Source organism: Streptomyces aquilus (assembly GCF_003955715.1).
Classification (GTDB): domain Bacteria; phylum Actinomycetota; class Actinomycetes; order Streptomycetales; family Streptomycetaceae; genus Streptomyces; species Streptomyces aquilus.
Genome location: NZ_CP034463.1, coordinates 2,755,145 through 2,767,540, shown reverse-complemented (window position 1 = coordinate 2,767,540; position 12,396 = coordinate 2,755,145). Strand labels below are relative to the sequence as shown.

Here is a 12,396-nt window from a genome sequence, read left to right as displayed (position 1 = left end):
ACCCGTCTCCGTCAAGTCACTTACGTAGGAAGAGAGCAGACCGACAGCCATGGCTGAGGCTCAGAACATCCCGGTGGGGTCCACCACCGCCGGTTCGATCGCGGTGGCCGCCGAGTCGACCGTCGCCACGCGCATGAGCGCGCCCCCGTCCTTCGACGTGGCGGACTTCCCGGTCCCGCACGGCCGCGAGGAGGAGTGGCGGTTCACCCCGCTGGAGCGCCTGCGCGGGCTGCACGACGGCACCGCGGTCGCGACCGGCGACGGTCTGAAGGTCGAGGTGGAGGCCCCCGAGGGTGTCACCGTCGAGACCGTCGGCCGTGACGACGCGCGCCTCGGCAAGGCGGGCACCCCGGTGGACCGCATCGCCGCCCAGGCGTACTCGGCGTTCGAGAAGGCCGGTGTCATCACCGTCCCCAAGGAGACGGTCCTCACCGAGCCCGTCCGGATCGCCGTGCACGGCGAGGGCGGCACCGCCTTCGCCCACCAGGTGATCGAGCTGGGCGCCTTCGCCGAGGCCGTCGTCGTCATCGACCACACCGGTGACGCCGTCCTCGCCGCCAACGTCGACTACGTGCTCGGCGACGGCGCCAAGCTGACCGTCGTCTCCGTCCAGGACTGGGACGACAAGGCCGTGCACGTGGCGCAGCACAACGCGCTCGTCGGCCGGGACGCCTCCTTCAAGTCCGTGGTCGTCACCTTCGGCGGCGACCTCGTACGACTGCACCCGCGCGTGACCTACGCCGGCACCGGTGGCGAGGCCGAGCTGTTCGGTCTGTACTTCACGGACGCCGGTCAGCACCAGGAGCACCGTCTCCTGGTCGACCACAACACCCCGCACTGCAAGTCCAACGTCGTCTACAAGGGCGCGCTCCAGGGCGACGACGCGCACGCCGTGTGGATCGGTGACGTGCTGATCGAGGCCAAGGCCGAGGGCACCGACACCTACGAGATGAACCGGAACCTCGTCCTCACGGACGGCGCCCGGGTCGACTCCGTGCCGAACCTGGAGATCGAGACCGGCGAGATCGTCGGCGCCGGGCACGCCTCCGCGACCGGCCGCTTCGACGACGAGCAGCTCTTCTACCTGATGGCCCGCGGCATCCCCGCCGACGAGGCCCGTCGCCTGGTGGTCCGCGGCTTCTTCGCCGAGCTGGTCCAGCAGATCGGCGTCGAGGACATCGAGGCTCGCCTGCTGGAGAAGATCGAGGCCGAGCTGGAGGCCACGGTCTGATGGCTTTCGTACGCGCCTGTGGGCTGAGCGAGCTGGAGGAGGACACCCCGAAGCGGGTGGAACTCGACGGCACGCCGGTCTCGGTCGTCAAGACCGAGGGCGAGGTGTTCGCGATCCACGACATCTGCTCCCACGCGAACGTCTCCCTCTCCGAGGGCGAGGTGGAGGACTGCCAGATCGAGTGCTGGCTGCACGGCTCCAGCTTCGACCTCCGCACCGGCAAGCCGTCCGGCCTTCCCGCGACGCGCCCCGTCCCCGTATACCCCGTAAAGATCGAAGGGGACGACGTGCTCGTCTCCCTCACCCAGGAGTCCTGAGGCACCCATGGCAACGCTTGAAATCCGAGACCTGCACGTCACCGTCGAGGCCGACAACGCCACGAAGGAGATCCTCAAGGGCGTCGACCTGACCGTGAAGCAGGGCGAGACGCACGCCATCATGGGCCCCAACGGCTCCGGCAAGTCGACCCTCGCCTACTCCCTCGCGGGTCACCCGAAGTACACGATCACCGGCGGCACCGTGACGCTGGACGGCGAGGACGTCCTGGAGATGTCCGTCGACGAGCGCGCCCGCGCGGGCCTGTTCCTGGCGATGCAGTACCCGGTCGAGGTCCCCGGTGTCTCCGTCTCCAACTTCCTGCGCACCTCCGCCACCGCCGTCCGCGGCGAGGCCCCCAAGCTGCGCACCTGGGTGAAGGAGGTCAAGGAGGCCATGGAGCGCCTCAACATGGACCCGTCCTTCGCCGAGCGCAATGTCAACGAGGGCTTCTCCGGCGGTGAGAAGAAGCGCCACGAGATCCTCCAGCTCGAACTGCTCAAGCCGAAGGTCGCGATCCTCGACGAGACGGACTCCGGTCTGGACGTCGACGCCCTCCGCATCGTCTCCGAGGGCGTCAACCGCGTCCGCGAGACCGGCGAGGTCGGCACTCTGCTGATCACGCACTACACGCGCATCCTGCGCTACATCAAGCCCGACTACGTCCACGTCTTCTCCGGCGGCCGCATCGTCGAGTCCGGCGGCGCCGAGCTCGCGGACAAGCTGGAGAACGAGGGCTACGAGGCTTACACGAAGGGTGGCGCATCCGCGTGACACAGCTGCCGGGCCTCCTCGACACCGAGGCGATCCGCAAGGACTTCCCCATCCTGGACCGCCAGGTCCACGACGGTCAGAAGCTCGTGTACCTGGACAACGCGGCGACCTCGCAGAAGCCGCGCCAGGTACTGGACGCCCTGAGCGAGTACTACGAGCGCTACAACGCCAACGTCCACCGCGGTGTGCATGTGCTCGCCGAGGAGGCCACGGCGCTGTACGAGGGCGCGCGCGACAAGGTCGCCGCGTTCATCAACGCGCCCTCGCGCGACGAGGTGATCTTCACCAAGAACGCCTCCGAGTCGCTCAACCTCGTGGCGAACATGCTGGGCTGGGCCGACGAGCCCTACCGGGTGGACTCCGAGACCGAGATCGTCATCACGGAGATGGAGCACCACTCCAACATCGTGCCGTGGCAGCTGCTCGCGCAGCGCACGGGCGCGAAGCTGAAGTGGTTCGGCCTGACCGACGACGGCCGCCTCGACCTGTCCAACATCGACGAGATCATCACGGAGAAGACGAAGATCGTCTCCTTCGTGCTGGTGTCGAACATCCTCGGTACGGTCAACCCGGTCGAGACGATAATCCGCCGCGCTCAGGAGGTCGGTGCGCTCGTCTGCATCGACGCCTCCCAGGCCGCGCCGCACATGCCGCTGGACGTGCAGGCCCTCCAGGCCGACTTCGTGGCCTTCACCGGCCACAAGATGTGCGGTCCGACGGGCATCGGCGTGCTCTGGGGCCGCCAGGAGCTCCTGGAGGACCTGCCTCCGTTCCTGGGCGGCGGCGAGATGATCGAGACGGTGTCGATGCACTCGTCGACGTACGCTCCCGCCCCCCACAAGTTCGAGGCGGGCACGCCCCCGATCGCCCAGGCGGTCGGTCTCGGCGCGGCGATCGACTACCTGAACTCGATCGGCATGGACAAGATCCTCGCCCATGAGCACGCGCTGACCGAGTACGCGGTACGGAAGCTCAACGAGGTCCCGGACCTGCGGATCATCGGCCCGACGACGGCCGAGGACCGGGGCGCGGCGATCTCGTTCACCCTCGGTGACATCCACCCCCACGACGTGGGCCAGGTACTGGACGAGCAGGGCATCGCGGTCCGCGTGGGTCACCACTGCGCCCGCCCGGTCTGCCTCCGGTACGGAATTCCTGCGACCACGCGAGCGTCGTTCTATCTGTACTCCACGCCGGCCGAGATCGACGCTCTGGTCGACGGTCTGGAGCACGTACGGAACTTCTTCGGCTGAGGAGCTGGCTGAGTCGTGAAGCTTGATTCGATGTACCAGGAAGTCATCCTGGACCACTACAAGCACCCGCACGGGCGCGGTCTCCGGGATGGCGACGCCGAGGTGCACCACGTCAACCCGACGTGCGGCGACGAGATCACGCTGCGCGTGAAGTACGACGGCGAGCAGATCGCGGACATCTCGTACGAGGGCCAGGGCTGCTCGATCAGCCAGGCCTCGGCCTCGGTCCTGAACGACCTCCTGGTCGGCAAGGACGTGTCCGACGCGCAGCGGATCCAGGAGACCTTCCTGGAGCTGATGCAGTCCAAGGGCAAGATCGAGCCCGACGACGCGATGGAGGAGGTGCTGGAGGACGCGGTCGCGTTCGCCGGTGTCTCCAAGTACCCGGCCCGGGTGAAGTGCGCCCTCCTCAGCTGGATGGCGTGGAAGGACGCGACGGCCCAGGCCCTGGGCGGAGCCGACGCCGAAAGGAAGACGGCATGAGCGAGACGCTTGAGATGAAGCCGGCCTCGGAGGAGGAGATCCGCGAGGCGCTGTACGACGTCGTCGACCCCGAACTGGGCATCGACGTCGTCAACCTGGGCCTGATCTACGGCATCCACATCGACGACGCCAACATCGCGACGATCGACATGACCCTGACCTCGGCGGCCTGCCCGCTGACGGACGTCATCGAGGACCAGGCCAAGTCCGCCACGGACGGCCTCGTCAACGAGCTGCGCATCAACTGGGTCTGGATGCCGCCGTGGGGCCCGGACAAGATCACGGACGACGGACGCGAGCAGCTTCGGGCGCTTGGGTTCAACGTCTGACAGAGCATGTGTGAAGGGGCCGTGGCCGTGTGCCGCGGCCCCTTTCGCATGCTCAGGCCAGCCCCGTCACCAGGCGGAAGGCCGAGTCCTGGCGGTACATGTCGTTGTACTGGTACGGGTCCAGCTTGAGTTGGAAGTTCTGGTGGCGGAGGAAGCGGCCGGGGTAGTTCACCGACTCCAGCATGATCGCGCCGGGGAACGACGACGGGCGGGGGCAGAAGGTCGCGTCCTGGCGGAACAGGGGCGAGCCGTCGTTGCGGTTCGCCACCAGGACGAAGCTGCGGTGGCGCAGGTACTGGCCGTCGGCGGTGGCGAAGGAGTAACAGGAGCTGTCCGCCAGGCCCTTGACCAGTTTGAAGGTGGAGTCCTCGCGGGACTCCGAGCCGCCGACGGGGTCGAGTTTCACGTAGCCGCCGCTCACGTGCCAGTAGCGGTCGGGGTAGTTGACCGAGCGGACCGAGCGCCAGGTTGCCGCCGGCTTCGGGTCGGCCGATGAACTCGGGTGCCTGGAGGGGGACTTGGTGGTGGGGTGCGCCGCCGGGGACGGGGACGCGGAGCCCTGTTGGTGCGGGGCCGGGCTCGTGGCCTCGTCGGTGGTGAGGCCGCTCTTTCCCTTCGGCGGCGTCACCACCGGCGGGGGCGGGGTGCCGAACGAGAGCAGGCCGGGCTGTGTCGCGGTGCCCGAGGCCGGCGGCTGTGACGGGGCCTCAGGTCCCCTGTCCGTCCAGGCTATCGCCGTCACGCAGGCGATGATCGTGGCCACCGCCAGCGCGCCCGCGAGATAGAGACGTCGGGTCCCGGGGGCTCGGGAGGTGTCGGGGACCCACCCGTTCTCCCAGGGCTGGGGAGGACGGGACTGGTTTTCTGGCATGCGCGGTTCCTCCGGCGGAGCCCATGGCAAGGCCGCGGCTGTAATGGGGGGTGTGTGAACGGTGAAGCAAACGGCACAGTAGTGGAACGGCTTCCTTCGCAGCAGCCCTTTCAGTGAGCGGTTTCCATATCGTTCTCCACGGACCGTTCACATGGCTTTCGCGACCTCTTCCACATCCTTTGGTCTGGACATTGCCCGGCATCGTTGTGTACGGCTGTACGCACCATGTGTACACTCGTACACATGGGATATGTGCTGCTGGGTGCGGCCATCGCGGCCGAGGTGGGCGCGACGACCGCGATGAAGTACAGTGAGGGGTTCAGCCGGCTGCTGCCCTCGCTGCTGACCGTGCTCGGGTACGTGGTCTCGTTCGCGCTGCTCGCGCAGACCCTGCGGACGGTCGCGGTCGGCACCGCGTACGCGATCTGGGCCGGTGTCGGCACCGCCTCCATCGCCGCCATCGGAATGGCGTTCCTGGGGGAGGGGATGACGGCCGCCAAGGCCGCCGGGATCGTGCTGATCATCGTCGGGGTGGTCGTGCTGAACCTGGGCGGTGCGCACTGATGGGCCGGCGCTACGATCCCGAGCGCCGGCAGCGGATCATCGACGCGGCGATCCGGGTCGTCGGCGAGAAGGGGCTGGCCGGGCTGAGCCACCGCACGGCCGCCGCCGAGGCCGATGTGCCGCTCGGTTCGACGACGTACCACTTCAAGACCCTCGACGAGCTGATGGTCGCGGCGCTGCGGCAGGCGAACGAGGGCTTCGCCAAGGTGATCGCGGCGCGCGGCGGACTGGAGGACCCGCACGCCGACCTGGCCACGGAGCTCGCGGGCTGGATGGGGGAGTGGCTCGCCGGTGACCGTACCGGTGTGGAGCTGGAGTACGAGCTCTACCTCGCCGCCCTGCGCCGACCCGCCCTGCGGCCGGTCGCCGCCGAGTGGACCGAGCGGCTCGTCGAGCTGGTGGCCCGCCACACCGATCCGGTCACGGCGCGGGCGCTGGCCGCGTTGATGGACGGGATCTGTCTTCAGGTGCTGCTGACGGACGGGGTGTACGACGAGGCGTACGCCCGCGAGGTGCTGGCGCGGATCATTCCGCCCCGCTCAGACGCCTGACCGTCGCCAGTGCCGCTGTCACACTCCCCGCGATGTCCGTCACCGGGTACTGCACGTCCCGCACCACCCGCTCCCGGTCGATCACGAGGGTGAGCCGCTTGAGCCGGCTCGCGCCCGCCGCGCGGAACGTCGGCAGGCGCAGAGCGGCGATGAGGGACAGGTCGGCGTCGGAGAGGAGCGGGAAGCCCAGGTTCTCCTTCTCCGCGAACGCCCTTTGTTCGTCCGGGCGTTGGGTGGAGACGCCGTGGACCGTGGCGCCCGCCGCGGCGAAGTCGGGCTGGTGGTCGCGGTAGGTGCGGGACTCCAGGGTGCAGCCCGGGGTGCCGGGGATGTCCGACCAGCCCGGTGGATAGGAGTCGGCGCGGGCGTAGGCGCCGGGGAAGCCGTACAGGACGGTGAACGGGGTGCCCTTCGCGACCGGGTCGCGCAACTCGGCGTGATCGTCCAGGAGTTGGAGCTCGGGGAGGCGGGTGCCGACGAGTTCGTGGACCCGTCGGGCCTCCGTCGAGGCCTCGGTCGCGGTGGCCGTCGTACCGCCGTCGCCGAGGACCCAGGCGTCGCCCCAGTCCTGGAGGGCGACGAGGACGGGGAGCAGGGCGTGGCCGCGTGGGGTGAGCCGGTACTCGTAGCGCACGGGGCGTTCCTGATACGGCACTCGGGTGAGGACGTCGGCGTCCACGAGGAGGTGCAGGCGTTCGGTCAACACCTTTCTGGACATGCCGAGTTCGCGTTGGAGTTCGTCGAAGCGGTGTACTCCGCGGGCGGTGTCGCGGACGATCAGCAGGGTCCACCAGTCGCCGACGACGTCCAGGGCCTGCGCGATGGCGCAGGTGGAGTCCTCCAGGCGCGTCCTGCGGGCCATGGCGTGCCGTCCCTTCGTTCGTCGAGGCTGTCATGTTGGCATAGCCGGTTCCCAGAAGGAACTTAGGGCAGGGTGTGCCGGTGGTGGGTGGTGGATTTCGCCCCCGCCGCCCCTACCCGTTCCCATCCCCAGGGGCTGCCGCCCCTTCGACCCCGCTGCTCCTGGGGGCTCCGCCCCCAGACCCCCGTCGGCGGAGGGGCTGGGTGGGCGGGTGCGGGTGCGTCGTGGCTGGTCGCGCAGTTCCCCGCGCCCCTGGGGGCGTGGCCCGCACCGGCGTGTGAAGCGAGGAAGGCCCCCGTGCTCGTGAGGGCGTTGCCCGCCCCGGCGTGGGGCAGAGGGCGGGCACCCCTGGGGCGCGGCACCCGGCGACGGCGGGAAGGGGACGTGTCGGGGGGTGTCCGCCCGCAGCGGTTGGCGCGTCCGCACGGGTGCCCCTTATGAAGGACCGATTCCGCGCCGTTCCGAGGACGGACACCCCCCGGCGCGGCCCCGACCCACGGCGAACCTCCCGCGCGGCCCCGACCCGCCACGCCCCCCGCCGCGGCCCCGACCCGCCACGCCCCCCGCCGCGGCCCCGACCCGTCACGCACCCCTCGCCTGGCCCGCCACCTGAGACGCGACCCCCGCTGGTTAGCCTCCGCAGCCCCCGGCCGGTTAGGTTGCCCTCATGACCGACACGACTGTTCCTCGTACGACCGGTGCCGTGGCCGCCGGGCTCGCCACCGTCGCCGCTGACGGCACCGTTCTCGACACCTGGTTCCCCGCGCCCGAGCTGACGGAAGAGGCCGGCCCCTCCGGCACCGCGCGGCTGTCCGCCGAGCAGGCCGTCGAGGCGCTCGGCGAGGGCGCCGCCAAGGCGATCGGGACGGATGCGCGGCGTGGCGTCGAGGTCGTCGCGGTTCGTACGGTCATCTCGTCGCTCGACGCCAAGCCCATCGACGCCCACGACGTCTACCTGCGCCTCCACCTCCTCAGCCACCGGCTCGTCAAGCCGCACGGCCAGAGCCTGGAGGGCATGTTCGGCTTCCTCGCCAACGTCGCCTGGACCTCCCTCGGCCCCGTCGCCGTCGACGACGTCGAGAAGGTGCGGCTCAATGCGCGGGCCGAGGGGCTGCACCTTCAGGTGACCTCCATCGACAAGTTCCCGCGGATGACCGACTACGTGGCGCCGAAGGGTGTCCGGATCGCCGACGCCGACCGGGTCCGGCTCGGCGCGCACCTCGCCGAGGGCACCACCGTCATGCACGAGGGCTTCGTCAACTTCAACGCCGGCACCCTCGGCACGTCCATGGTCGAGGGCCGTATCTCCGCCGGTGTCGTCGTCGGCGACGGCTCGGACATCGGTGGCGGCGCCTCCACCATGGGCACCCTCTCCGGTGGGGGCAGCGTCATCATCTCCATCGGCGAGCGCTGCCTCGTCGGCGCCGAGGCCGGCGTCGGTATCGCGCTCGGCGACGAGTGCGTGGTCGAGGCCGGGCTGTACGTCACCGCCGGCACCCGTGTCACCATGCCCGACGGTCAGATCGTCAAGGCCCGCGAGCTCTCCGGCGCCTCCAACATCCTCTTCCGCCGCAACTCGGTCACCGGCACGGTCGAGGCCCGCCCGAACAACGCGGTGTGGGGCGGTCTGAACGAGATCCTGCACAGCCACAACTGATCAGCCCAACTGATCAGCCCAACTGATCAGCCACAACATCAGCCACAAACTGATCAGATCAGAGGGCCTTGAGCGAGGCCGCCTTCCCGGTCGACCGCCCTCAGAGGCGGTCTCGCTCCCCTCTCACTCCGGATTCATCCGTACCGCCCGCATCCCCAGCCGCCGCGCCAGCCACATCGTGTGCTCCCTGCTGATCGCCTGCTCCGCCGAGACGACGTACCGCGACCAGTCCGCCTCGGCCGTGACGTTCTCGCCGGTCATGCGGACGAAGCCGAGTTCCGTGGCCGTGAGGGAGTAGGCAGAGGCGAGGTTGTCGTACTGCTTGACCTCCAGCCACGCCCCCGCCGCGGCGACGGCGGCGGCCACCACGCCGCCCGCGTCGACGTCGGCGATGTCCAGCAGGCTGACGGTGCTGACAGCCACGCCGAGGACCTCGAAGACGATCAGGATGGTCCGCCATTTGCCGGAGTTCTGCTTGTTGAACCTGGCTTTGTTCTCGTACCAGGTCTCCTGGTCCGCCACCCGCAGCGTGAGATACGCGGACTTCCGGCCCGTGAAGTCCAGCTTCCTGATCTCCCGCATCCGGTCCGTGACCTGGACCTGGACCTGGCCGAACGTGAGGCCGGGGAGGTTCGCCTCCGTCGTCAGGTCGTGGATGCGGGTCAGCATCACGGCGCGGGCGTCGTCGTCCCCGAGGGACGGCGGGAACGGCGCCGCGCCCGCCATGTAGCGCCACGCCAGCGTCTTCACGGACTCGGCGAGCGCCCGGCCGGTGTACCAGCGCTCCTCGGGCTTGTCCCGCAGCAGATGGACCTCGGTGAGCAGGGCGGCGATGAAGGCGGTCAGGGCCAGGGCCGCCGCCGTCTTCTCCACCGCGCCGTGCCGGTCGACGGCGGCCGCGATGCCGCCGAACAGGGCTGCGGCCAGGGCGAGTTGAAGGCGTCCGCGAGTCCACTTGAGGTAATCCCGCTGTCCCTCCACGGATATCGCGTCCGCCGACCCGAACACGCCGGGAAGGTCGGGGTCTTCGGGAGGACTCTGAGGCAGCATCAAGTGGTTCCCGCTCTGTGCCGGAGGCGCGTTCAGGTCAGCGTAGCGTTCCGCAACATCGCGAAGTCCCGCTCGCGCAGGCCGATTCGGGGGTCGACGTGGTGCAGCAGGGCGGGGCCGGGATGGTGCTCGGCGACGAACGCCTCGTCCGCGGGGCTCTGTTCGTCGTCCACCCACGCGAAGGGCCGGCCCTCGGCGTACGCCACGATCGCCTCCGTCTTCCAGTGCACCCCGTCCGGGCGGTGGGTGAGGAGACGGTCGCCGAAGTCGACGTAGGGGAGCTCGGGGAGTCCGACGACCGGGGCGATCCAGCGGTTGGCCGCGTCCATCCAGGTCGTCGCCCAGCACAGGTCGTAGGGCAGGGAGAGGAGGGCCGGGCCGTGGGACGGGTTGAGCCACACGCGCAGCGGGCGGCCCGGGTGCAGGGCCACCCGGATCGTCGTGTAACCCTCGGGGCGGCGCTCCGGCTTCGCCGCGTACGGGTTCAGGGGGCCGTCGACGTCGAGGAAGAGCAGAGGGCGGCTCACCGGATCACCGTACGACAGGGAGGGATGCGGTTCGCTGGAATTTTCTGTGCGCGGCAGGCATAGCGGGGCGTGGCCGCGCGCGTCACAAGGGGCGGAGGGGACGGACACCGGGTCCGTTCCGGGGACGGGCCCCGGGGACAGCACCCCGGGGAAGAGAAGGTGACGATGGATGCCGAGGCGCAGGACAGTTTCCGGGAGTTCGTGGAGCACCGGTCGTCCGCGCTGCTGAAGACGGCCGTGCTGCTCAGCGGCGGCGACCGGCACACCGCCGAGGACCTGCTGCAGAACGCGCTGATCAAGGCGGCCGGCCGCTGGCACCGCATCGACGAGCCCGAGGCGTACGTACGGCAGATCCTCTACCGTCAGCAGATCAGCCGCTGGCGGCTGAAGTGGCCCAGACGCGAGCTCAGCGTCGCCGAGCCACCGGAGGGCCGTACCGGCGGCGATGATTCCGCGGCCGCCGAGGTGCGCCTGGTGATGCGGGGCGCGCTCGCGCGGCTCACCGCCCGGCAGCGCACCGTGCTGGTGCTGCGCTACTTCGAGGACCTGCCGGAGGCCGACGTGGCCCGCATCCTGGGCTGCTCGGTCGGCACCGTACGGTCCACCACCCACCGCTCGCTCGCCCGACTGCGCACTCTCGCCCCCGAACTGGCCGCCCTCAACGCCCCGAGCCGGCCGTCCCGTGACTACGCACCCGTGGAGGTACGGCCGTGAACGTCGAGGAACTCGTACGGGACTCCCTGCGGGACCTGGCCGGTGCACAGGAGCCGGTGGCGCCGGGGTTCGCCGACCGCGTACTCGCCGTGCGCCGGCGCCGGCGGACCCGTACCTTCGCGTCCGTCGCGGCGGCCACCGCGGCCGTGGTCGCCGTCTCGGTGGCGGTGCCGCAGCTGGTCTCCGGCGGCCGGGACGACGTACGGCCGAGCCGGGTGACCGGGGGGCACTCGCTGCCGGTGACGGCGATCTCGGCCGGGCGGACCGTCGCCGCCGCCTACTACACGACGACCACCCGGAAGACCGGCAAGGGCGAGGGGGTCACCGAACGGACCTACCGGCTCCTCGACCCCGGCACCGGCCGGTACAAGAAGGACACCCGATGGTCCTACGTCGCCGTCGCGCCCGGCGCCAAGACCGCCGCCGTCCTCGAACGGACCGTGCCCGCCTCCCGGTTCGGGCTGCTCGACCTCACGACAGGGAAGGTCAAGCAGTGGATCGACATCAGGATGGGGCTCGGCGGGCTGTCGTTCTCCCACGACGGGACCAAGCTGGTCCTCACGACGTACGACAAGAACCCGGACCACGTGACCGAGGTCAAGAGCGCCGACGGCGGCGCGAACGCCTGGATGGCGGACCGGACCACGTCCCGGACCGGATACATGATCTTCGACATGGTGAGTCACAACGGAGCCTGGTGGCAGATCAAGTCCAGCCGTGATGTCCCGAGCCGCGCCGACTTCGCCTTCACCGACGACGACAAGGCGCTGTACGCGCGGATCATCGGCGGCAGCGACGGCATGGAGGAGTTCTACAACCTCTCCGGCAAGAAGATCACCGCGCCCGCGAAGGAGAAGTACCTGCGCTGGGACGTCCCGGCCCGGATCTCCCCGAACGGCGAGCTGGCCGCCCTCGGTCTGACCAAAGAGGTCAACATGGGCAAGAAGCTCCCCGGCAAGTCCTACTCCTCGATCCGGAACCCGCTCACCGGCAAGGAGATCACCAAGGTCCGCGGTGGCCACCTGCTCGCCTGGGTCGACGACAAGCGCCTCATCGCCTGGGAACGCACCACGCCGCTCAAGAACGCCGGTTACAAGGACCACCTCGTCCTCGTCACGATCGGCAGCGACAAGGTCGTGGTCCTGAGCGGCGAGCGCGACCCGGACGACGGCCCGCCGAACCTGGCGTGGGAGCCGGTCTTCGCGGAGCGCTGAC

General features: G+C 69.8%; 15 protein-coding genes. 11 read left to right on the top strand and 4 right to left on the bottom strand.

What is annotated here, in order from left to right:
- Positions 1-49: 49 nt before the first annotated feature.
- Genes sufD through EJC51_RS12800 form a run of 6 tightly spaced genes read left to right on the top strand, consistent with a single transcriptional unit; the run spans position 50 to position 4,385 of the window.
- Positions 50-1,231, top strand: a complete 1,182-nt coding sequence (gene sufD, locus EJC51_RS12825; protein WP_126271195.1) for a Fe-S cluster assembly protein SufD — start codon at positions 50-52, stop codon at positions 1,229-1,231.
- Positions 1,231-1,548, top strand: coding sequence for a non-heme iron oxygenase ferredoxin subunit (locus EJC51_RS12820; protein ID WP_126271194.1), 318 nt, complete (start codon positions 1,231-1,233; stop codon positions 1,546-1,548). The genes sufD and EJC51_RS12820 overlap by 1 nt, the downstream gene beginning before the upstream one ends.
- Positions 1,549-1,555: 7 nt before the next feature.
- Positions 1,556-2,320, top strand: a complete 765-nt coding sequence (gene sufC, locus EJC51_RS12815) for a Fe-S cluster assembly ATPase SufC (protein WP_126271193.1) — start codon at positions 1,556-1,558, stop codon at positions 2,318-2,320.
- Positions 2,317-3,573 carry a cysteine desulfurase gene (locus EJC51_RS12810; protein ID WP_126271192.1) on the top strand — a complete coding sequence of 419 codons (1,257 nt, stop codon included), beginning with the start codon at positions 2,317-2,319 and terminating at the stop codon, positions 3,571-3,573. The genes sufC and EJC51_RS12810 overlap by 4 nt, the downstream gene beginning before the upstream one ends.
- A 15-nt stretch (positions 3,574-3,588) precedes the next feature.
- Complete coding sequence (gene sufU, locus EJC51_RS12805) at positions 3,589-4,056, top strand: Fe-S cluster assembly sulfur transfer protein SufU (RefSeq protein ID WP_126271191.1); 468 nt, start codon at positions 3,589-3,591, stop codon at positions 4,054-4,056.
- Positions 4,053-4,385, top strand: coding sequence for a metal-sulfur cluster assembly factor (locus EJC51_RS12800; protein WP_079308860.1), 333 nt, complete (start codon positions 4,053-4,055; stop codon positions 4,383-4,385). The genes sufU and EJC51_RS12800 overlap by 4 nt, the downstream gene beginning before the upstream one ends.
- Positions 4,386-4,437: 52 nt before the next feature.
- On the opposite strand, the gene EJC51_RS12795 is transcribed toward EJC51_RS12800, so the two are convergent.
- Positions 4,438-5,256: an AbfB domain-containing protein gene (locus EJC51_RS12795; RefSeq protein ID WP_126271190.1), complete on the bottom strand. Its 819-nt coding sequence runs from the start codon at positions 5,254-5,256 to the stop codon at positions 4,438-4,440.
- Between the two features lie 243 nt (positions 5,257-5,499).
- Here EJC51_RS12795 and EJC51_RS12790 point away from each other — a divergent pair, with 243 nt between their 5' ends.
- Both EJC51_RS12790 and EJC51_RS12785 read left to right on the top strand, forming a co-directional pair.
- Positions 5,500-5,820, top strand: a complete 321-nt coding sequence (locus EJC51_RS12790) for a DMT family transporter (protein WP_126271189.1) — start codon at positions 5,500-5,502, stop codon at positions 5,818-5,820.
- A complete protein-coding gene (locus EJC51_RS12785) occupies positions 5,820-6,371 on the top strand; it encodes a TetR/AcrR family transcriptional regulator (protein ID WP_126271188.1) in 552 nt (183 codons plus the stop codon). Before EJC51_RS12790 ends, EJC51_RS12785 begins: the two co-directional genes overlap by 1 nt.
- Here the strand turns inward: EJC51_RS12785 and EJC51_RS12780 are convergent.
- Positions 6,346-7,233 carry a winged helix-turn-helix transcriptional regulator gene (locus EJC51_RS12780; RefSeq protein ID WP_126271187.1) on the bottom strand — a complete coding sequence of 296 codons (888 nt, stop codon included), beginning with the start codon at positions 7,231-7,233 and terminating at the stop codon, positions 6,346-6,348. The genes EJC51_RS12785 and EJC51_RS12780 overlap by 26 nt on opposite strands.
- A 667-nt stretch (positions 7,234-7,900) precedes the next feature.
- On the opposite strand from EJC51_RS12780, the gene dapD reads away from it, so the two are divergent.
- Complete coding sequence (dapD, locus tag EJC51_RS12770) at positions 7,901-8,890, top strand: 2,3,4,5-tetrahydropyridine-2,6-dicarboxylate N-succinyltransferase (protein WP_126271186.1); 990 nt, start codon at positions 7,901-7,903, stop codon at positions 8,888-8,890.
- Positions 8,891-9,013: 123 nt separating this feature from the next.
- Here dapD and EJC51_RS12765 read toward each other — a convergent pair whose 3' ends face one another.
- Together EJC51_RS12765 and EJC51_RS12760 are read right to left on the bottom strand one after the other, a co-directional pair.
- Positions 9,014-9,940 carry a DUF4231 domain-containing protein gene (locus EJC51_RS12765; RefSeq protein WP_126271185.1) on the bottom strand — a complete coding sequence of 309 codons (927 nt, stop codon included), beginning with the start codon at positions 9,938-9,940 and terminating at the stop codon, positions 9,014-9,016.
- Between the two features lie 32 nt (positions 9,941-9,972).
- Positions 9,973-10,467 carry an HAD domain-containing protein gene (locus EJC51_RS12760; protein WP_126271184.1) on the bottom strand — a complete coding sequence of 165 codons (495 nt, stop codon included), beginning with the start codon at positions 10,465-10,467 and terminating at the stop codon, positions 9,973-9,975.
- 165 nt (positions 10,468-10,632) lie between these two features.
- Between EJC51_RS12760 and EJC51_RS12755 the strand changes: the two genes are divergently transcribed.
- Positions 10,633-11,181 carry a SigE family RNA polymerase sigma factor gene (locus tag EJC51_RS12755; RefSeq protein ID WP_126276923.1) on the top strand — a complete coding sequence of 183 codons (549 nt, stop codon included), beginning with the start codon at positions 10,633-10,635 and terminating at the stop codon, positions 11,179-11,181.
- Complete coding sequence (locus tag EJC51_RS12750) at positions 11,178-12,395, top strand: WD40 repeat domain-containing protein (protein WP_126271183.1); 1,218 nt, start codon at positions 11,178-11,180, stop codon at positions 12,393-12,395. The genes EJC51_RS12755 and EJC51_RS12750 overlap by 4 nt, the downstream gene beginning before the upstream one ends.
- The last annotated feature ends 1 nt before the right edge of the window (position 12,396 follow it).

What these genes read in the sequence shown, in the direction of transcription:
- EJC51_RS12765 (WP_126271185.1), bottom strand. Translation starts at nt 9,940, where the DNA reads ATGCTGCCTCAGAGTCCTCCCGAAGACCCCGACCTTCCCGGCGTGTTC.
- sufC (WP_126271193.1), top strand. Translation starts at nt 1,556, where the DNA reads ATGGCAACGCTTGAAATCCGAGACCTGCACGTCACCGTCGAGGCCGAC.
- EJC51_RS12785 (WP_126271188.1), top strand. Translation starts at nt 5,820, where the DNA reads ATGGGCCGGCGCTACGATCCCGAGCGCCGGCAGCGGATCATCGACGCG.
- EJC51_RS12800 (WP_079308860.1), top strand. Translation starts at nt 4,053, where the DNA reads ATGAGCGAGACGCTTGAGATGAAGCCGGCCTCGGAGGAGGAGATCCGC.
- EJC51_RS12780 (WP_126271187.1), bottom strand. Translation starts at nt 7,233, where the DNA reads ATGGCCCGCAGGACGCGCCTGGAGGACTCCACCTGCGCCATCGCGCAG.
- EJC51_RS12795 (WP_126271190.1), bottom strand. Translation starts at nt 5,256, where the DNA reads ATGCCAGAAAACCAGTCCCGTCCTCCCCAGCCCTGGGAGAACGGGTGG.
- sufD (WP_126271195.1), top strand. Translation starts at nt 50, where the DNA reads ATGGCTGAGGCTCAGAACATCCCGGTGGGGTCCACCACCGCCGGTTCG.
- EJC51_RS12755 (WP_126276923.1), top strand. Translation starts at nt 10,633, where the DNA reads ATGGATGCCGAGGCGCAGGACAGTTTCCGGGAGTTCGTGGAGCACCGG.
- EJC51_RS12820 (WP_126271194.1), top strand. Translation starts at nt 1,231, where the DNA reads ATGGCTTTCGTACGCGCCTGTGGGCTGAGCGAGCTGGAGGAGGACACC.
- EJC51_RS12790 (WP_126271189.1), top strand. Translation starts at nt 5,500, where the DNA reads ATGGGATATGTGCTGCTGGGTGCGGCCATCGCGGCCGAGGTGGGCGCG.
- dapD (WP_126271186.1), top strand. Translation starts at nt 7,901, where the DNA reads ATGACCGACACGACTGTTCCTCGTACGACCGGTGCCGTGGCCGCCGGG.